Origin of the sequence: Pseudonocardia sp. CA-107938 (genome assembly GCF_050936315.1) — a bacterium.
Lineage (GTDB): Bacteria > Actinomycetota > Actinomycetes > Mycobacteriales > Pseudonocardiaceae > Pseudonocardia.
On the sequence record NZ_JBNJNA010000001.1, the window covers coordinates 3542861 to 3560006 of the forward strand.

At 74.4% G+C, this 17146-nt stretch carries 21 protein-coding genes; 7 read left to right on the forward strand and 14 right to left on the reverse strand.

Annotated elements, in window-relative coordinates:
- Positions 1 to 166 precede the first annotated feature (166 nt).
- From ACQEVB_RS17695 to ACQEVB_RS17705, 3 genes are read right to left on the reverse strand one after another with little or no spacing between them, the layout of a single operon-like run.
- Positions 167 to 1153, reverse strand: a complete 987-nt coding sequence (locus ACQEVB_RS17695; protein WP_432972272.1) for a CobW family GTP-binding protein — start codon at positions 1151 to 1153, stop codon at positions 167 to 169.
- A 34-nt stretch (positions 1154 to 1187) separates the two neighbouring features.
- Entirely contained in the window at positions 1188 to 1871 is a 684-nt protein-coding gene (locus ACQEVB_RS17700; protein WP_432972275.1) for an RraA family protein, read from the reverse strand.
- Positions 1872 to 1889: 18 nt separating this feature from the next.
- Complete coding sequence (locus ACQEVB_RS17705; protein ID WP_432972278.1) at positions 1890 to 2309, reverse strand: organic hydroperoxide resistance protein; 420 nt, start codon at positions 2307 to 2309, stop codon at positions 1890 to 1892.
- A gap of 81 nt (positions 2310 to 2390) precedes the next feature.
- Here ACQEVB_RS17705 and ACQEVB_RS17710 point away from each other — a divergent pair, with 81 nt between their 5' ends.
- The 5 genes from ACQEVB_RS17710 to ACQEVB_RS17730 all read left to right on the forward strand — a co-directional run bounded on the left by ACQEVB_RS17710 (position 2391) and on the right by ACQEVB_RS17730 (position 5838).
- Positions 2391 to 2855: a MarR family winged helix-turn-helix transcriptional regulator gene (locus ACQEVB_RS17710; protein ID WP_432972281.1), complete on the forward strand. Its 465-nt coding sequence runs from the start codon at positions 2391 to 2393 to the stop codon at positions 2853 to 2855.
- A 26-nt stretch (positions 2856 to 2881) separates the two neighbouring features.
- Positions 2882 to 3640, forward strand: a complete 759-nt coding sequence (locus tag ACQEVB_RS17715; protein WP_432972283.1) for an IclR family transcriptional regulator — start codon at positions 2882 to 2884, stop codon at positions 3638 to 3640.
- Between the two features lie 84 nt (positions 3641 to 3724).
- Entirely contained in the window at positions 3725 to 4213 is a 489-nt protein-coding gene (locus ACQEVB_RS17720) for a pyridoxamine 5'-phosphate oxidase family protein (RefSeq protein ID WP_432972286.1), read from the forward strand.
- A gap of 15 nt (positions 4214 to 4228) precedes the next feature.
- On the forward strand, positions 4229 to 4630 hold the full coding sequence (locus ACQEVB_RS17725) for a YciI family protein (RefSeq protein ID WP_432972289.1): 402 nt from the start codon (positions 4229 to 4231) through the stop codon (positions 4628 to 4630).
- Positions 4627 to 5838 (forward strand): RNA polymerase sigma factor, encoded by a 1212-nt coding sequence (locus tag ACQEVB_RS17730; protein WP_432972292.1) that lies wholly within the window; start codon positions 4627 to 4629, stop codon positions 5836 to 5838. The genes ACQEVB_RS17725 and ACQEVB_RS17730 overlap by 4 nt, the downstream gene beginning before the upstream one ends.
- Positions 5839 to 6161: 323 nt before the next feature.
- Here ACQEVB_RS17730 and ACQEVB_RS17735 read toward each other — a convergent pair whose 3' ends face one another.
- The 9 genes from ACQEVB_RS17735 to ACQEVB_RS17775 form a co-directional block, all read right to left on the reverse strand.
- Entirely contained in the window at positions 6162 to 6884 is a 723-nt protein-coding gene (locus ACQEVB_RS17735) for a class I SAM-dependent methyltransferase (protein ID WP_432972295.1), read from the reverse strand.
- A gap of 48 nt (positions 6885 to 6932) precedes the next feature.
- Entirely contained in the window at positions 6933 to 7976 is a 1044-nt protein-coding gene (locus tag ACQEVB_RS17740) for a VWA domain-containing protein (protein WP_432972298.1), read from the reverse strand.
- Positions 7976 to 8965: a vWA domain-containing protein gene (locus tag ACQEVB_RS17745; protein ID WP_432972301.1), complete on the reverse strand. Its 990-nt coding sequence runs from the start codon at positions 8963 to 8965 to the stop codon at positions 7976 to 7978. The genes ACQEVB_RS17740 and ACQEVB_RS17745 overlap by 1 nt, the downstream gene beginning before the upstream one ends.
- The gene (locus ACQEVB_RS17750) at positions 8962 to 9888 is read right to left on the reverse strand and encodes a DUF58 domain-containing protein (protein WP_432972304.1); all 927 of its coding nucleotides are present in this window, start codon (positions 9886 to 9888) and stop codon (positions 8962 to 8964) included. Before ACQEVB_RS17750 ends, ACQEVB_RS17745 begins: the two co-directional genes overlap by 4 nt.
- Positions 9885 to 10868 (reverse strand): AAA family ATPase, encoded by a 984-nt coding sequence (locus ACQEVB_RS17755; protein WP_432972307.1) that lies wholly within the window; start codon positions 10866 to 10868, stop codon positions 9885 to 9887. The genes ACQEVB_RS17750 and ACQEVB_RS17755 overlap by 4 nt, the downstream gene beginning before the upstream one ends.
- Before the next feature lie 23 nt (positions 10869 to 10891).
- Positions 10892 to 11728 (reverse strand): S1C family serine protease, encoded by an 837-nt coding sequence (locus ACQEVB_RS17760; protein ID WP_432972310.1) that lies wholly within the window; start codon positions 11726 to 11728, stop codon positions 10892 to 10894.
- 113 nt (positions 11729 to 11841) lie between these two features.
- A complete protein-coding gene (locus ACQEVB_RS17765; RefSeq protein WP_432972312.1) occupies positions 11842 to 12999 on the reverse strand; it encodes an aminotransferase in 1158 nt (385 codons plus the stop codon).
- Positions 13000 to 13223: 224 nt separating this feature from the next.
- Positions 13224 to 14084, reverse strand: coding sequence for an alpha/beta fold hydrolase (locus tag ACQEVB_RS17770; RefSeq protein ID WP_432972315.1), 861 nt, complete (start codon positions 14082 to 14084; stop codon positions 13224 to 13226).
- A 53-nt stretch (positions 14085 to 14137) separates the two neighbouring features.
- Positions 14138 to 14764 (reverse strand): hypothetical protein, encoded by a 627-nt coding sequence (locus ACQEVB_RS17775; RefSeq protein ID WP_432972318.1) that lies wholly within the window; start codon positions 14762 to 14764, stop codon positions 14138 to 14140.
- Between the two features lie 87 nt (positions 14765 to 14851).
- Between ACQEVB_RS17775 and ACQEVB_RS17780 the strand changes: the two genes are divergently transcribed.
- Positions 14852 to 15274 (forward strand): hypothetical protein, encoded by a 423-nt coding sequence (locus tag ACQEVB_RS17780; protein ID WP_432972321.1) that lies wholly within the window; start codon positions 14852 to 14854, stop codon positions 15272 to 15274.
- Positions 15271 to 16056, forward strand: coding sequence for a hypothetical protein (locus tag ACQEVB_RS17785; protein WP_432972325.1), 786 nt, complete (start codon positions 15271 to 15273; stop codon positions 16054 to 16056). The genes ACQEVB_RS17780 and ACQEVB_RS17785 overlap by 4 nt, the downstream gene beginning before the upstream one ends.
- Here ACQEVB_RS17785 and ACQEVB_RS17790 read toward each other — a convergent pair.
- The gene (locus ACQEVB_RS17790) at positions 16019 to 16663 is read right to left on the reverse strand and encodes a TetR/AcrR family transcriptional regulator (protein WP_432972328.1); all 645 of its coding nucleotides are present in this window, start codon (positions 16661 to 16663) and stop codon (positions 16019 to 16021) included. The genes ACQEVB_RS17785 and ACQEVB_RS17790 overlap by 38 nt on opposite strands.
- 68 nt (positions 16664 to 16731) lie before the next feature.
- On the reverse strand, positions 16732 to 17136 hold the full coding sequence (locus tag ACQEVB_RS17795; protein ID WP_432972331.1) for a hypothetical protein: 405 nt from the start codon (positions 17134 to 17136) through the stop codon (positions 16732 to 16734).
- Positions 17137 to 17146 lie beyond the last annotated feature (10 nt).

Below are 17146 nucleotides of genomic sequence, written 5' to 3' on the forward strand. Positions count from 1 at the left end.
CGGACGTCCGTGGACGTGGCCGGTGGGTCACGCCCTGACACGGAGGAAGTCCCCCGGCCGGGCCATGGTCAAACGCGACCGGCCACATCGGACACGAACGGCCCTCGGGCACCTCGTTCGGCTGCACCTGGTGGAGTAGCCGGCCCGCCCGAACGACGTCGCGGTGCTACGCCACGAACGGGTCGAGAACCGCCAGATCGTCCGCCGCGGCCGGGTCCTCGCGCTCGCAGGCGCGCAGGCCCGCGACGAGCGCGGGCTCGTCCAGGTCGCGGCCGATCACCTCGAGGGTGGTGCGTCGCGCCGCGCCGCGCGGCCACGGCGTCCGCTCGAGCCGCAGCTGGCGACCGACCGCGTGCACCACGTGCCGCGGGCGGCCGTCACCGAGGTCGGCGAACCCCTTCACCCGGTACGCGTCGGGCGCACGGTCGCGCAGGAACGCCACCAGCGCGGCCGGGTCGAGCGGGCGGTCGGCCGAGAGCGCGACAGCGCGGTAGCCGTCGTGCAGGTGGTCGTGGTCGTGGTCGTCGAGCTGGGCCAGCATGAGCTGCCGGCCCGGTGTCTCGGTCACCTCGTAGAGCAGGCGCGGGTCGACCGCGCCCTCGTTCGTCACGACGATCGGGGCGCGCTGGTTGGCGGCCCGTGCCAGCTGCCGCACCCGCTCGGTGCGTTCCGGGCCGGCGAGGTCGGACTTGTTGAGCACCACGAGGTCGGCCAGCCCGACGTGCCGGTCCAGCTCGGTGTGCAGCCGCCGCACGTCCTCGAACTCGGCCGTGTCCACCACCTCGACGAGCCCGCCGAACAGGGCGTGGTGGCCGGTCGCGGCCTGCACGAGGGCGACGAGCCGGTCCGGTTCGGCGATCCCGCTGGCCTCCACGACGACCACGTCGATGCCGGAGCGGGGGCCGGTCAGCCGCGCGAGCAGCGGCGCGAAACCGGCCTCGTCGGTGGCGCAGCACAGGCAGCCGTTGCCGATCGGGACCACCCCGCCCACCGCGCGCCCGACCAGCATGGCGTCGACGCCGACGCTGCCGAAGTCGTTCACCACGACGCCGATGCGGGTGTCGCGGCTGTGCGTGAGCAGGTGGTTGAGCAGCGTCGTCTTGCCGGCGCCGAGGAACCCGGCGAGCACGAGAACAGGGACGCGGCGGCGCACGGGTCCTTGCTACCACTGTCCGCCCGGACGTCGCTCAGGGGCGCACCCTGGCCAGCACGTCGTCGATGCCGGTCGCAGCAGGCAGGGGCTCGCCGGCCGCGATCCGCCGCCGCCAGGTCGCCTCCCGTTCGGCCACGGCCGACGCCGCGTCGACGACCTGCGCGACGTGCTCGTGCGACACGACCACGACCCCGCTGGAGTCGGCCCGCACCACGTCGCCCGGCCGCACGGCGACACCGCCGACCTGCACCGCCACGTTGATCGCACCAGGGCCGGTGTTCGACCCGGTGGCCGGGTGGGCGCCGCGGGCGAAGGTGGCGAGGCCGGTCTCGTCGATCCCGTCGACGTCGCGCACCGCGCCGTCGACGACCAGCCCCGCGCACCCGAGCCCGGCCAGCGCGCCGGCCACGATGTCGCCGACGACGGCCGCGTCGAGCCGGCCGCCGCCGTCGACGACGAGCACGTCGCCGGCCGTGACCAGGTCGACGGCCTTGAGGACGTGCAGGATGTCGCCCGGCTTCGTCCACACGGTGACGGCCGGCCCGCAGATCTCCCGCCCGCCCGCGACGCGCGCGATGCCGGGGCCGACGACCGCGACCGGTGCCTCGGCGTCCGCGAGCTGGGTGGTGGCGAGCTCGCGCAGCGCGGCGAGGGCGGCCGGGTCGGGCCGGGGCCCGGCCGCACCGATCGTCCACTGGTCGGGATGGGACTTGCTCACGATCCCGACCCTAGGGGCTCAGACCTTGGCGACGAGCGTGACCTCGATGTTGCCCCGGGTGGCCTTCGAGTACGGGCACACCTGGTGGGCGGCCTCGACCAGCTGGTCGGCGGTGGCCTGGTCGAGCCCGGGCAGGGTCGCGGTGATCGACGCGTCGACGGCGAAGCTGGTGTCGTCCGGGCCGATGCCGACGGCGACCTCGACGGTGGCGTCGGCCGGCACGGCCACCTTCTGCTTGCCGGCCACGAGCCGCAGTGCGCCGTGGAAGCAAGTGGCGTAGGCCGCTGCGAACAGCTCTTCCGGGTTGGTGGCGCCGCCGGGACCGCCGAGCGCGGGCGGCATCTTCACGTCGTTGTCGATGAAGCCGTCGCTGGAGCGGACGTGCCCGTCGCGGCCGCCGCCGGTCGAGGTCGCCGACGCCGTGTAGATCGTTGCCATCTCAGTCCTCCGGTTCGTTGTTCTGTTGGGCACGACTGTATTGCACGCAACCTAATTGCGCACCCCTGGTATCGTGTGGCGATGACCACCGAGCCCGCAGCTGCCCCGCTGCTCGACGCGCAGCTGTGCTTCGCCCTGCACGACGCGGCGCGGGCGATCGTCGGCTGCTACCGCCCGATGCTCGACGCCGCCGGCCTCACCTACACCCAGTACCTCGTGATGCTCGTGCTCTGGGAGCGGGCCGAGCCCGTGCCGGTCGGGGTGCTCTGCGAGCGCCTGCACATGGACAGCGGCACGCTGTCGCCACTGCTCAAGCGCCTGGAGGCGCGCGGCTTCGTCGCGCGCCGGCGCTCTGCCCGTGACGAGCGCAGCGTCGAGATCTCCGCCACCGAGGCCGGGCTGGCGCTGCGCGGGCAGGCGCTCGCCGCGCAGTCGGAGTTCGCCGCCGCCACCGGTCTCACGCTCGAGTCGGCCACCGCGCTGCGCGCCGACATCGTGGCGTTGACCGAGCGGTTGCGTGCGCACAACCGCGCGCAGGCGGGCTGACCACCGGCGTTCCTACGATGGGCGCCATGACCACCGACGGCCCACCGAACTCGGTGATCGGCCGCGCGCTCACCCTGCTCACGGCGTTCCGCGCCGGGGACGAGGAGCTCTCGCTCGCCGAGCTGGCTCGGCGCACCGGCGTCCCCAAGCCGACCGCGCACCGGCTGCTCGGCGAGCTGGCGGGATGGGGGGTCGTCGAGCGCGTCGACGGGGGCTGGCGGCTCGGCATGGCGCTGTTCGAGCTGGGGCAGCGCGCGCCGGGCCAGCGCAGCCTGCGGGAGGCCGCGGCGCCGTACCTGTCCGACCTGTTCGAGGCCACGCACGAGACCGTCCACCTCGCCGTGCCGGACGGCGTCGAGGTCGTCTACGTGGAGAAGCTGACCACCCGCCGCGGGCCGGCCGTCGGCTCCCGGGTCGGCGGCCGGATGCCGGCCTACTGCACGGGGGTGGGGAAGGTGCTGCTCGCGTTCGGCCCGCCGGAGCGGCTCGCGGCCGTCGTCGCGGCCGGGCTGCGCAGGCGCACACCGCGCACCGTCGTCGCGCCCGGACTGCTGGCCGACGAGCTCGCCCGCATCCGTGAGCAGGGCCTCGCCGTGGAGCACGAGGAGTCCACGGTCGGCATCGCGTGCGTCGCCGCACCCGTCCTCGCCGGTGGCCCGCACGCCGTCGCCGCCATCTCGATCACGGGGTGGGCGAACCGGCTCGACACCGGCCGGCTGGGGCCGGCGGTGCGGACGGCGGCACTGGGGTTGTCGCGCGTGCTCCGCTCCACAATGGCGGAGTGACGCAGGTCACATCGGAAGGATGTCGAAGCGACGGAACCGGCTCCGTTCCCGCTGCGTCCGAACCCCGAACGAAGGAGCCCTCCGATGGACGCGCAGACCGTCACCGCCACCCTCGCCAAGCCGATCGCCCGGGAACTGCTCGACTCCGCCATGGGGCGGTTCTCCTACCTCGGCGCCGACGGCGAGCCCCGCGTGATCCCGATCGGCTTCTGGACCAAGGGCGAGCAGATCGCGTTCGCCACGGTCGTCGGCTCGGCGAAGGTGGCCGCGATCAGCGAGAACCCGCGCGTCGCCCTCGTCGTCGACCGGTTCGGGATGCCGCCGCGCTCGCTGCTCGTGCGCGGCTCGGCCACCGTCGAGATCGTCGACGGGGTGCCCGCGGAGTACCTCGCCGGCGCGCCCAAGCTCATGCCGGCCGAAGCCGTCGAGGGCTGGAGGGCCGGCGTGCAGGCCCTCTACTCGCAGATGGCCGTCATCACGATCACCCCCGACCACGTGGTGCTGCACGACTTCGAGACCACCCTCCCGAAGGCCGTCGCCGACCTCGTCGCGCAGCACGGCGACCCCCGTTGAGGCAAGGAGATGCTGATGCCGCGGTACATGATCCTGACCAAGCACGACCGGACGCTCGACGTGCCGCCGATGAGCGAGTGGGACCCGGCGGACATGGAGCGGCACCTCGAATGCCTGCGCGCCCTCAACGCCGAGCTGGTGGCCAACGGTGAGCTCGTCGACATGAGCGCGCTGACCGAGCCGGAGCTCGCGAAGGTCGTCACCGCCGACGGGGCCGGCGCCCCCGTCGTCACCGACGGGCCGTTCCCGGAGGCGAAGGAGCTGCTGGCGGGCTACCAGCTCGTCGACGTCGAGTCGGAGGAGCGCGCACTGGAGATCGCCGCCGCCGTCTCCGCGGCGCCGGGGCCCGGTGGGAAGCCGCTCGGCCAGCACATCGAGGTCCGCCAGGTGATGTTCACCTTCCCGGTGGGCGAGTGAGCGGTCCGGAGCCGGTCGAGGACCTGCTGCGTCGCACGGCGCCGCAGGTCCTCGGCGTGCTCGTGCGCCGCTACGGCGACTTCGCCGCCGCCGAGGACGCCGTGCAGGAAGCGCTCATCGCCGCCGCCGACCACTGGCCGAGGGACGGCGTGCCCGAGCACCCGCACGCCTGGCTGATCCGCACCGCCACCCGCAAGCTCGTCGACGAGCACCGCGCGGCCGCCGCCCGGCGCCGGCGCGAGGAGGCGACGGCGCTGGAGCCGCCCGCCGCGCCCGTCCCGGACACCGACGACACGCTGCGGCTGCTCGTGCTGTGCTGCCATCCCGTCCTCACCCCGGCGTCCGCGATCGCGCTCACCCTGCGCGCGGTGGGCGGACTCACCACCGCCGAGATCGCCGCCGCGTTCCTCGTGCCGGAGCCGACGATGGGCACCCGCATCAGCCGGGCGAAGGCGAAGGTGGCCGAGGCCGGCGCCCGGTTCGCGTTGCCCGAGCCGGCGGAGCGCGGCCGGCGCGTGCAGTCGGTGTTGCGGGTGCTCTACGTGATGTCCACCGAGGCCCACACCAGCAGCGGCGGCGCCGGGCTGCACCGCGTCGACCTGGCCGCCGAGGCGATCCGGCTCACCCGGCTCCTGCGCGTCTCCCTCCCCGACGACCCCGAGGTGACGGGGCTGCTCGCGCTCATGCTGCTCACCGACGCCCGCCGGCCCGCGCGCACCGGCAAGGACGGCGAGCTGATCCCGCTCGCCGAGCAGGACCGCGCCCGCTGGGACGCCACGGCCATCGCCGAGGGCATGCGGCTCGTGATCGAGGCGCGGCAGGCAGGCGTCGTGGGGGAGTACCAGCTGCTGGCCTCGATCGCGGCCGTCCACGACGCCGCCCCGACCGCGGAGGCCACCGACTGGGCCCAGATCCGCTCCCTCTACGAGCTGCTCGAACGCCTCACCGACAACCCCGTCGTCACGCTCAACCGGGCGGTCGCCGTCGCCATGACCGACGGGCCGCGGGCCGGGCTCGCCCTGCTCGACGAGGTCGCGCCGAAGCTGACCGGGCACCACCGCCTCGACGCCGTCCGCGCGCACCTGCTGGAGGAGGCCGGCGAGCCGGCGGCCGCCGCCCGGCACTACGCGGCCGCGGCCGCCCGCGCGGTCAACCTCCCCGAGCAGCAGTACCTGACGAAGCGCGCGGCCCGGCTGCGGGCGGTCTGACGTTGCGTGATCGTCGATCGCTCATGATCGGGCAGTGGCCGCCGCCGGGGGCGGGGCAGCCCGGCCCTGTTGCGGTGGTGATCAAGGGCAGAAGGTCGTGGTTGAAGATCCACTAGCGGCAGTTTGCCCTTGATCGACGAAACGGGGTGGCCGGGGCATGGCCTGGCGCGCCGGCCGATCCCGGGTTGCGGTGATCATGGGCAAAACGTGGCTGGGGTAGATCGATTGACCACGGTTTGCCCATGATCGACGCGGTGCACCGCGGCCCGGCCTCGCACGCCCAGCACGGGAGCCCGGCCCGCCCGCCGGCCGAACGCACCGGGTCAGGCCACCGCGCGTCCCGCCCCGCCGCCGACCCGCCGCGCCACCACGAAGCCCTGCTCCGACGCCTCGTACTCCTCCTGCGGCGGCCGCCAGCCGCGGAAGACGACCTCGAACTCGGCGTCGGTGAGGCGTTGCTGCACCTCTTCCGGGGAGTGCCACCACACGTCGAAGACGACGCCGAGGCCGGCGCTGCGGCCGCCGCGGCGGCGCTGGTCGTCGCCGGCCTTGAACCCGGCGGTGAGGTAGCCGCCGGGCCGGACCACCCTGGCCAGCTCCGCGAAGGCGAGCGGCCGCTGCGCCGGCGGCAGGTACATGAGGGAGTACCAGCACACCACCCCGGCCAGTGACGCGTCGGGGAACGGGAGGGCGCGCACGTCCGCCACCTCGAACGGGACGCCCGGGTGCTCGCGGCGGGCCACGTCGATCATGCCGGGGGAGAGGTCGACGCCCCGCGGCGCCAGCCCGTGCGCCGCCAGGAACGGGGTCAGCCGCCCGGTGCCGCAGCCGATGTCGCCGACCTCGTCGCCGACCCCGGCCGAGCGGGTGAGCTCGCAGAACAGGCCGAGCACGGCCCGGTCGACGGGCATGCGGTCGAGCGCGTCGGCGAGCCGTTCGGCGTACAGCTCGGCGAGCACGTCGTGCGCGGCGCGGACCTCGGCGGTGCTGGCGGCGACGGCGTCGGGCGATTCGGGCAGGGCTTCGTAGGCGGTCGTGTCCTCCACGGCCGGCACCGTAGGCACTGCCACCGACAATGCCGCCGACAAGGATCGTCAGGGGAACGCGGTCCAGCGCGCCGCCGCCCACACGGCACCGACCAGCGCCAGCACCGCGATCCCGACGAGCCCCGCGCTGATCTCGATGTCCTCGCGCTGGGTCGCGACGGTCTGCGGCAGGTCGTCGAGGACGGACTGCAGCTCGCCGGCGTCGGCGGCCGCGAAGTACTCGCCGCCGGTGGTCTCGGCGACCTGTCGCAGCGTGGACTCGTCCGCGACGAGGTAGCTGCCCGCGCCGCCGCTGAACCCGCCGAACCAGCCCTCGTTGCCCTTGGCCCCGAGCTGGGTCGGCGTGCACACCATGGACGTCGGGTTGCGGGTGCCGAACCCGATCGGGTAGACACGCACGCCGCGATCGGCGGCGGTGTGGGCGGCTTCCTGCGGAGAGATGCCGCGGGTGTTGGCGCCGTCGGTGAGCAGCACGACGATCTCCGGCGCGTACGTCCCGGGTTCGCGGGGCCGCAGCGGCGTCGAACCGGGATCGGATCGGGCGACGTCGGGGTCGATCTCCGCGATCGCGTCCACGGACTTGAGGATCGCGGCGCCGATCGTCGTGCCACGCCCGGTGGTCAGCCCGTCGACGGCGCGCAGCAGCGCTTCCCGGTCCTGCGTCGGGGCGACGGCGACCTGCGCGAACCCGGAGAAGACGACGAGCCCGATCGTGGTGGAGGCGTCCTGCTTGCCGATGAAGTCGCGCACCGCGTTCTGCGCGGCCGCGAGCCGGTTGGGCTCGACGTCGGTGGCGCACATCGAGCCGGACACGTCCAGCGCCATGATCACGGCGGACCGGGAGACCGGCACGTTCGCGGTGACCTGGGGGCGCGCCGCGGCCAGTGCGAGCAACCCGATCGCGGCCACGAGCAGCCCGAACGGGACGTGCCGGCGCCACGGTGGGCGGCGCGGCGCCGCGGCGCGCACCAGCGCGACGTCGGAGACGCGCACGGTCTGGCGGCGCCGCCGCCGCTGCAGCCACACGTAGTAGGCGATCGCCGCCGGGACGACGAGCAGCGCCGGCAGCACGAACGGCCACTGGACGGTCATCAGGCCACCGCCCGTCCGGTGCGGTGCAGCGACAGCAGCAGCGCTCCGAGCAGGGCCAGCCCGCCGAGCGCGGCGGCGACGGCGGTCAGCTCGACGCGCCGCGGCTGCACCGTCCACGCGAGGTCGACGCTCTTCGCGAGCGCGGCGAGCGCCTGCGGGTCCGAGCCTGCGACGTAGCTGCCGTCGGTGCGGTCGGCGATGTCGCGCAGCCGCCGTTCCTGCAGCGCGGTGGCGATCTGGAACCCGTCGATGTCGACGACGGTGCCGTCGGCGGTGCCCAGACCGACGGGGTAGACCTTCACGCCGGTGCTGGAGAGGAGGTCGGCGAGCTCGAGCGGGTCGAGCTCGCCGGTGTCCTCGCCGTCGGTGAGCAGCACGATGGACGACGAGCCGTGGAAGCCGAGGTCGGGTCCCTGCTGCTCGATGCCGCCCGTGGCCGTGCTGCCGATCGACACCGGGTTGCCGACGATCGTGCTGAGCGCCGCCTGCAGACCGCCCGCCATGCCGGTGCCGCCGGTGGCCGTGAGCCGGTCGATCGCGGCCAGCACGAGGGCCCGGTCGGCCGTCGCCTCCTGCGTGACGAGCCCGGTGCTGCTGAACGCCACCACCCCGACCAGCACCGTCGGCGGCTGCTGCTCGACGAACTGCCTCGCCAGCGCCTGTGCGGCGGCGAGCCGGGTGGGTGCCTGGTCGGGCGCGGTCATGCTGGCCGAGGTGTCGAACGCGAGGATCACGGTGCCCTCCCGACGCGGCTCCGGCACCCGGGCCTGCGGCCGCGCGAGTCCTGCGACCAGCAGCACCAGCCCGACGGCGAGCAGCACGGCCGGCAGCTGCCGCCACCGCCCGCCGGCCGTGGGTGCTGCGACGAGGCCCAGCTCGGCCAGCTCGGCACGCCGGCGTTCCCGGGCCCGCAGCTGCTGCCGGTACCACCACACCGCCGCCGGCACCGCCAGCAGCAGGAGCAGCGCCCACGGCCACAGGAGCGTCATCGGCGTGGCCCCCGTCCCGCCTGCCGGCTGCGGAGCCGGGCGATCCGGAACAGGGCCCGCACCAGGTCGTCGTCGGTGGCGACGGGGTGCAGGTCGAGCCCGGCGGCGAGCAGGTCGGCGACGAGCGCGTCCTGCCGCTCGTCGGCCCCGGCCCGCAGCCGCCGCTGGAACCCGGGGTCGCCGGTGTCGACGAAGATCACCTCGCCGGTCTCGGCGTCCTCCACGTAGATCATGCCGACGGCGGGGAGGTCGAACTCGTGCCGGTCGTGCACCTGCACCGCGACGATGTCGTGCCGGCGGGCCAGCTGCCCGAGCGGGGCCTGCCAGCCGGACGGGCCGATGAAGTCGCTGACCAGCACGATCAGCGACCGCCGCCGGGCGATGCCCTGCAGTGCCCGCAACGCTCCGGCCAGGTCCGTGGTGCCGGGCTGCTCGGCCCGCTCGTCGCCGGGCGTGGCGCGCAGCACCCGGTCGACGATCCGCAGCACCTGGTTGCGGCCCTGCCCGGGCGGGATCACCTCGCGCACCGCCCCGTCGAACAGCACCGCCCCGACCCGGCTGCCGCCGCGCGAGAGCAGCTGCGCGATCGTGGCCGCCACCTCGGTGAGCACCCGGTGCTTGCGCCGCTGCGCCGGCCCGAACGCCATCGACCGCGACACGTCGAGCACCAGCCACCCGGTGATCTCGCGATCCTCCAGGTACTCGCGCACGTGCGGGACGTCGGTGCGCGCGGTGACGTTCCAGTCGATGTGGCGCAGGTCGTCGCCCCACACGTACTCGCGCAGGTCGGCGACGTCCACGCCGGAGCCGCGGAACGCGGTGCGGAACTCGCCCTGCCGGCGCCCGTCGAGGCGCCGCAGCACCCGCCATTCGAGCCGCCGCAGCAGCCGGTCCGGTGTGAGGGTGCCCGCGATCTGGTTCATGGCGTGCGCACGTGCCGTTCGGGGTGCTCGATCTCCGGCAGCGGTACGGCCTTCAGCACCGGCTCCAGCACGTCGTCGGGGGAGACGTCGTCGGCGAGCGCCTCGTAGGAGAGCACGATCCGGTGCCGCAGCACGTCGCGGGCCAGCTCGCGCACGTCGCCGGCCAGCGCGTAGTCGCGTCCGCGCAGGAACGCCAGCGCCTTCGCCCCGAGCACCATGTTGATCGACGCGCGGGGGCTCGCCCCGAACGTCACGTAGCGGGCCATGTCGGGCACGCCCGCCGCGGACAGGTCCCGGGTCGCGGCGGCCAGCTTCACCGCGAACTCGATGATCTGCGGATCGACGTAGACGGCGTCGCTGGCGCGCTGGAAGGCGAGCAGCTGCTCCGGGTCGAGCACCGCGCCGGCCTGCTCGGGGGTGCCGATCATCCGTTCCACGACGACGAACTCCTCCGTCGCGGACGGGTAGCCGACGAGCACCTTGAACATGAACCGGTCGAGCTGTGCCTCGGGCAGCGGGTAGGTGCCCTCGGACTCGATGGGGTTCTGCGTCGCCATGACGAGGAACGGGTCCGGCGCGGGGAACGTCTCGCGGCCGATCGTGACCTGCCGTTCCTGCATCACCTCCAGGAGCGCGCTCTGCACCTTCGCCGGTGCCCGGTTGATCTCGTCGGCGAGCAGCAGGTTGGTGAAGACGGGTCCGCGGGAGACCTGGAACTCGCCCTCCCGCTGGTTGTAGATGCGCGTGCCGACGACGTCGGCGGGCACCAGGTCGGAGGTGAACTGGATGCGCTGGAACTCCCCGCCGATCGCCTGCGCCAGCGCCTTGACCGCCATCGTCTTCGCCAGCCCCGGCACGCCCTCCACCAGCAGGTGCCCGCGGGCGAGCAGCGCGACGAGCATCCGCTCCAGGAGCGCGTCCTGGCCGACGATCGTCTTCTTGACCTGGTAGAGGGTCTCCTCGAGCGGGCCCGACGACATGTGCGCTCCGTTCGCTGATGGGGTCACTGCTGGGGCCCGCCGGCCGCGCCGCCGGCGGTGGCGATCGGCACCGCGAACCCGATGCCGGTGAAGAACTGCTGTCCGGCGGGGTTGGCCAGCCCCGTGACGATGCCGACGACCTGGCCGGCGCGGTTGAGCAGCGGGCCGCCGCTGTTGCCGGGGTTGACGGCGGCGTCGAACTGGATGAGCCCGTTGAGCCGACCGCCGGCCGCGGTGGCGATGCTGCGGTCGATGCCGGACACCACGCCGGCGGAGATGCTGCTGCGCAGCCCGAGCGGGTTGCCGACGGCGAACACGTCGGCGCCGACCGCGGGCGGTCCGGCCAGCACGGCGGGCACCAGCACGCCGGGGGTGCGGTCGGCGAGCAGCACGGCGATGTCCTGGTCGGGGCGGCGGTTGACGATCTGGGCGCCGGCCGTGGACCCGTCGGCGAACGTGAGGCGGATCGTGCTGGCGTGCTCGACGACGTGCAGGGCGGTGAGGATGGCGCCGGCGGCGTTGACGACCACCCCGGTGCCGAGCGTCTCCTGCGCGTTCGGCTGGTCGGTGGTGACCGTGACCAGCGACGGAGTGATGGTCCGGTACGCGCGGGCGGCGGCGGGCGGGGTGGCGGCCTCCTCCTGCCGGGCCCGCTCCAGCTGGGCGGCGACGGCCCGGTCGACGTCGGCGGCCGTCGGTGGGTCCGGGATGGTCGACACCCGCCAGACGAGCGCGCCGAGCAGCACGACGAGCAGCGCACCCGCAGCACCGATGACCTGGGCGCGGCGCCAGGGCGAGCGGGCCCGCTGAGGGGTTTCCGGCTGCGGATCGGTCGCCGGCTCGACCTCGGCCGGTCGCATGCTCCGACTGTACGTCGTGACCTCGCCGTGACCTAGACCTTGCGAGATCCTGTGCCCGGATGCCGCATCGGCTGGGCCCGCCCGGACGAGTCAGGTCGAAGGCCCGACACCGGTCAGCGGCCGGCTTCCACCAGCCGCTCCACCACGTCCGCCAGCCGGCTCGGGTCGAGGTTGCCGATGCTCACCCGCAGGGCGCAGCGGTCGTCCGGGGTGAACGCGGTGCCGGGGATGACGAGCAGGTCCTGCTCGACGACGAGGTCGCGCACCACGCGCTCCGTCGGGCGGTCGGCGAACGGGTGGCGCACCCACGCGAAGAACCCGCCGGTCGCGGCCAGCTCGAAGCCGCCGGGCCGCTCCGCCATGGCGTCGGCGAACGCGGCCCGCCGCGCGGCGATCTCGGCGGCCCGGTCGGCCCGCCACTGCTGCGCGGTCGTCAGTCCCGCCCAGGCCGCCTCCTGGCCGACCCGCGGAGCCCCGATCGCCACGCAGTCGAGCAGCTTCAGCACCTCGCGGTTCAGCGCCGGCGCGGCCACCACGGCGCCGACCCGGTAGCCGGGGATGGCGAGGTCCTTGGAGAAGCTGTGCAGGCTGACCAGCGTGTCCCGCCAGGCGGGCTCGGCGAACAGGCCGTGCGCCGGCGCGTCGGTGCCCCGGAACGAGCGGTAGGTCTCGTCGAGCACCAGCGCGATGCCGTGCCGGGCGGCGAGCGCCGCGAACTCCGCGATGCCCGCCGGCGGGATCGTCACGCCCGTCGGGTTGCCGGGGCTGACCAGCACGATCGCCCGCGTGCGCGGCGTGATCAGCGGCTCGGCCGCCGCGGCCGTCGGCACCAGGTCGGGCCCGGGATCCAGGTAGACGGGGGTGATGCCGGTCATCCGCAGCCACATGTCGTGGTTGAAGTACACCGGCAGCGCCGTGACGATCTCGTCGCCCGGCTCGGCGAGCGCGCCCATGACCAGGCAGAACGCCTGGTTGCAGCCCGCGGTGACCACGACGTCGGCGACGTCGACGGGCCCGCCGTACGCCGCGGTCAGGTCCGCGGCGAACGCGACCCGCAACGACTCCAGCCCCGCCTGCCCGACGTACTGGGCGCCCGTCGGGTCGTGCGCGACCGCCGCCACGTGCTCGACGACCGACGCGGCCGGCGGGTACGGCGGCGCCGCCTGACCGAGGTCGAGCAGCGGCCGCCGCCCGCCCCGGTGCCCGACCAGGGCGTAGGACGCGCCGATCGGCGAGTCGATCTCCGCACGGACCCGGGACGCGATGTGCACGCGTCGACCCTACGGACCGACCCTAGGGGGCCCGGCAGTTGAGGGTCCGGGCTTTCGGCGCCCAGGCGGCCCCTCGCGGCGTTGCCGCCCTTGCAAAGACGCCCGGTCTGCGCTGCGGGCGGCGCCTTCCTCACCCACCCCGCCTCCTTCGTCGGCTTGCCATCCCCCGAGGCGAGGAACCACCTGGACACCGAAAGCCGCACGAACCCTCAACTGCCGGACCCTCAGCCGAGCACCGTGCGCAGGGTCGCGGCGAACTCCTCCGGCTTGCCCCCGTAGCCGGTGTCGCCGCCGACGAAGCCGCCGTGGTGGCTGGGGAACATCGTGGCCTCCAGCCCCAGCGCCGCGGCCGTGGCGAAGCCGGTCCGGCCGGTGACGGTGGCTGCCGACTCCTCGCCGACCCCGATCACGATCCGGGTGGGCGCGGCGGTCAGCGCCGCGACGTCGAGCACGAGTTCGGTGACCGGGAGGGAGCGCTCCGAGAGCAGCGGATCGTCCCGGACGCCGTCGTCCTCGGTGGGGAGGCCGAACATCGCCGGCTCCGGCGCGGGCTGGGCGAAGTACGCGTCGGTGTACTCGCCCTGCCAGGACGTCATGGCGATGAACGCCGCCATGCCGGCGCCGAACCCCTTCGCCCGGTAGGCGTCCATCCACGCGTCCCGCGCCCGCAGCGCCGCGTCCGCGTCCGGTAGGAGACCGAAGAGCGGCGGCTCGTGCCCGACCAGGGTCACGACGTCCTCCGGGTGCGCTGTGACCAGCGCCAGCCCGGCGATCGCGCCGCCGCTGCTGCCGAACACCTCGACCGGTCCGGCGCCCAGCTCCGCGATGAGCGCGTGCAGGTCGGCGGCCTGTGTCTGCGGCACGCTGGTCGTCAACCCGTCACTGCGCACGCTCCGGCCGAGGCCGCGCGGGTCGTAGGTGACGACCGTGCGGTCCGGGAACTGCGCCGCCAGCGCGGAGAAGCCGTCGGCGCACATCGGCTGCCCGATCATCAGCAGCGGCGGCCGGCCGTCGGCGGTGGGCAGGGGTCCGTGGACGTCGTAGACGAGCTCGACGTCGGGGAGGTGCAGCGTGTGAGTGGTCATGCTCGTACGGACTCCTGTCGCGCCGGGGAATCATCGCGGGTGCGCGACGAACCTCAGTAGTCGCGTTCCTGCCGGAAGTACGGCCCCGCCGCCGGCCGGAACATGAAGACGATGCCCGCGATGATCGTCAGCAACTGCACGATCGACAGCACCCCGGAGACGACGCCGATCGGGCCCATCGCGAACGTCTGGCCGATGCTCCCGATGCCGAACAGGGTGAACAGCACCGCGATCGCACCGAGGATGGTGATCACGATCCGGGCCCAGTTGCGTCCCGCGCGCATCTTGAACAGGAACAGCACGTAGAGCGCCAGGAAGATCAGCCAGACGACGGCGATCCCGACCAGGATCACCGTGGTGATCTGCCGGAACTGCTCGGTGGTCACGCCCGGCGGCACCTGCCCCGACGCGATCGTGGCGTCGATGGACACCGGTGAGAGCGCGAACCCCAGCGCCACCCCGATCACGCCGAGCAGCACGGAGAGGAGCCCCAGCCGGAACGCGGTCTCCACCTCCTTCGGCTTCTCCACCGGCCCGCGCGGAGCGGGCGGCGGGTAGGGCGGCTGCTGCCCGGGGTAGGGGCTGCTCCCGTACGGCTGGCCGCCGCCGGGCGGAGGCCCGTAGGGCGAGGGCCCGCCCGGCTGACCGGGACCGGGGGGCTGCTGCGGAGGCACGCTCATGGGCTGAACCGTAGAGGTCGCTGCCCGTCATGCCCAGTTCCTGCCCGGAACGGGTGTTCGGCCCGCCGTTGCGGCGAGGAAACGCTGGTGAAGCGCCGCTCACGCAAGCTCCCGACGTCGAGATCACCCGTCGGAGGGAACGCCGTGTCCATCGCCCGCCATGCCGCGATCGCCGGTGTCACCGGAGCGGTCGTCGTCGCCGTCGCGGTGGTCCTGCTCGCCGGCGGGGTCCACAGCTCCCGACCGGTCGCCGCCGCCGATCCCACCGTCGGTGCACAGCGGCCCGCGCCGCGCACCCCGACCCCCACGAGTGCGCCCGCCCGGCCCGGCCCGGCCACCTCGACGGCGGCGGCGCCGCAGGTGCGGTCCGACGATCCGCGGCTCGGCCCGTACGAGCAGCAGGCCGGCTGCCTGCGGGCAGGCAACGCCGGTATGGCGGACGGTTCCTGGCCCGACTACGAGTGCGTCGGCGGGGCCGGCAGCTGGCGCGTCGTCCCGGCACGTCGGTGAAGCGGTCCGTCCTCGCCGTGGCCCTGCTGTGCCTGCTCGGCTCGGCGTGCGCGCAGCCGGTCACGGGTGCGGCCCGGCCGATCGGCCCGGTCACCAAGGTCGCCACCGCCACCGACCCTTCGGTGTGGACCGCGTGGGCGTTCCACGACCGCGCGAGCGGCAGCTGGTCCGGTTCGGCGAACTCGGCGACCGAGCGCACGGAGGCCGAGTCGACGATCAAGGCGTGGATCGGCGTCGACGTGCTGCGGCTGCGTGCCACCCGCGGCCCCGCCGTGACCCCGGACGAGCTGCGGCTGATCTCGGCCGCGGTCCGGCAGAGCGACGACCAGGCCGCCGAGACGCTCTACCGCAGCGCAGGCGGCGACGAGGTGCTGCGCGACCTGCAACCGGTGTGCGAGGTGGCGGTGACCACCAGCCGCCAGCACTACTGGTCGTTCGCGCAGGTCTCCGCCGTGGAGGCGGCGCGGATCATGGAGTGCGTGCTCGACGAGGCACCGCGCCGGCCGGGCGGCGCCGAGCTCGTCGCCGACCTGCGGTCCGTGGACGCCGACGGCGCCTTCGGGATCCCCGACGCGCTGCCGGCAGGGACCCGGGTCGCGGTCAAGAACGGCTGGACCGAGCACTCGGCGCGCGGCATCTGGAACGTCAACTGCGTGGCGTCGTGGGACGCCGGCACGCTGGCCGTGCTGACCCGCTACCCGCGCGAGCGCGGCCGCGACTTCGGCGCCGCGCTCTGCCGTGACGTCACCGCGCGGGTGCTGGCAGCGCGGAGCATCCGGTGAGCCGGTCGGGTCGGTCGCCGAGGAACGTCGCCAGCTCATCGCGGACCAGCGCCTCCACCATGTCCTGCGCGACCTCCGCCGGCGCGGTGCGGAACTCGGCGAGCGCGCTGAACAACATCCCGTCGATGAACGCCACCAGCCGCCGCGCGGCCAGCTCGTCGAGCGGGACGCCGGCCGCCGCGAACAGCGCGCCGAGCGACTCGCGGTGCTGCCGGGCCGCGGCCGTCATGGCCTCCCGCAGGGCCGGCCGGCGGTTGCTCTCCAGGAACAGCTCCGCCACCGCGAGGTGCCGGAAGCGCTGCTCGCCGACGGCCGCGCGGGCCGTCTGCACCAGTAGCTCGACGAGGTCGTCGCAGGTGAGCCGCCCACCGGCCGGCGCAGCACCGAGCTCCTCGCCGAGGTCGTCGAGGTGGGTGGAGATCGCGTACTCGGTGACGGCGACGAACAGCGCGTCGCGGTTGCGGAAGTAGCGCGACGTCGTGCCGGCCGGGACCCCGGCGAACGCGTCGACCGCGCGATGGGTCAGCCCCCGCGAGCCGCCCTCGGCGAGCACGTGCGTGGCCGCCTCGGCGAGCCGGCGACGCCGGTGCAGGTTGGGCGGGGGCATGGCCGGACGAGCCTACGGCACCGGCGTTCCCCTCGCCCGCCGGTGACGTCCGTTTCGCCAGGTTCCGGTCAGCTACCGGCGCACTTCGGGGTGGTGGTCTCCGCGAGCTTCACCGTCGCCGCACCCAGCTTGGAGGCGGACTTCTGCAGTGTGCTCGTGCCCGCGCCGATCTTGTGGTACTCGTCGGCGAGCGTCGTCAGCGGCGCGGCGGCGTCGGCCGGAGCGAGCGGGACCAGCGCGGCCATCTCGTCGCCGATCTCGGTGTACTGGGCCGGGCTGATCGCGTTCTGCGAGCCGATCTCCCTGGTCTTCGTGGCGAGCGTGCGCAGCGCGCCGCAGAAGTCCTGCGCGGGGGCAGCGGCGGCCGCCGGAGCAGCCGGAGCGGGCACAGCCGGTGCCGGGGCGCCGCCGGAACAGCCGGTGGCCAGTACGAGGCAGGCCAGTGCCGCGACGACGTGTCGGACGGGGTTCATGTCGTGCACT

What these genes read in the sequence shown, in the direction of transcription:
- ACQEVB_RS17745 (WP_432972301.1), bottom strand. Translation starts at nt 8,965, where the DNA reads ATGACGCTCCTGTGGCCGTGGGCGCTGCTCCTGCTGCTGGCGGTGCCG.
- ACQEVB_RS17755 (WP_432972307.1), bottom strand. Translation starts at nt 10,868, where the DNA reads ATGTCGTCGGGCCCGCTCGAGGAGACCCTCTACCAGGTCAAGAAGACG.
- ACQEVB_RS17760 (WP_432972310.1), bottom strand. Translation starts at nt 11,728, where the DNA reads ATGCGACCGGCCGAGGTCGAGCCGGCGACCGATCCGCAGCCGGAAACC.
- ACQEVB_RS17740 (WP_432972298.1), bottom strand. Translation starts at nt 7,976, where the DNA reads ATGACCGTCCAGTGGCCGTTCGTGCTGCCGGCGCTGCTCGTCGTCCCG.
- ACQEVB_RS17705 (WP_432972278.1), bottom strand. Translation starts at nt 2,309, where the DNA reads ATGGCAACGATCTACACGGCGTCGGCGACCTCGACCGGCGGCGGCCGC.
- ACQEVB_RS17710 (WP_432972281.1), top strand. Translation starts at nt 2,391, where the DNA reads ATGACCACCGAGCCCGCAGCTGCCCCGCTGCTCGACGCGCAGCTGTGC.
- ACQEVB_RS17715 (WP_432972283.1), top strand. Translation starts at nt 2,882, where the DNA reads ATGACCACCGACGGCCCACCGAACTCGGTGATCGGCCGCGCGCTCACC.
- ACQEVB_RS17770 (WP_432972315.1), bottom strand. Translation starts at nt 14,084, where the DNA reads ATGACCACTCACACGCTGCACCTCCCCGACGTCGAGCTCGTCTACGAC.
- ACQEVB_RS17775 (WP_432972318.1), bottom strand. Translation starts at nt 14,764, where the DNA reads ATGAGCGTGCCTCCGCAGCAGCCCCCCGGTCCCGGTCAGCCGGGCGGG.
- ACQEVB_RS17725 (WP_432972289.1), top strand. Translation starts at nt 4,229, where the DNA reads ATGCCGCGGTACATGATCCTGACCAAGCACGACCGGACGCTCGACGTG.
- ACQEVB_RS17750 (WP_432972304.1), bottom strand. Translation starts at nt 9,888, where the DNA reads ATGAACCAGATCGCGGGCACCCTCACACCGGACCGGCTGCTGCGGCGG.
- ACQEVB_RS17720 (WP_432972286.1), top strand. Translation starts at nt 3,725, where the DNA reads ATGGACGCGCAGACCGTCACCGCCACCCTCGCCAAGCCGATCGCCCGG.
- ACQEVB_RS17790 (WP_432972328.1), bottom strand. Translation starts at nt 16,663, where the DNA reads ATGCCCCCGCCCAACCTGCACCGGCGTCGCCGGCTCGCCGAGGCGGCC.
- ACQEVB_RS17795 (WP_432972331.1), bottom strand. Translation starts at nt 17,136, where the DNA reads ATGAACCCCGTCCGACACGTCGTCGCGGCACTGGCCTGCCTCGTACTG.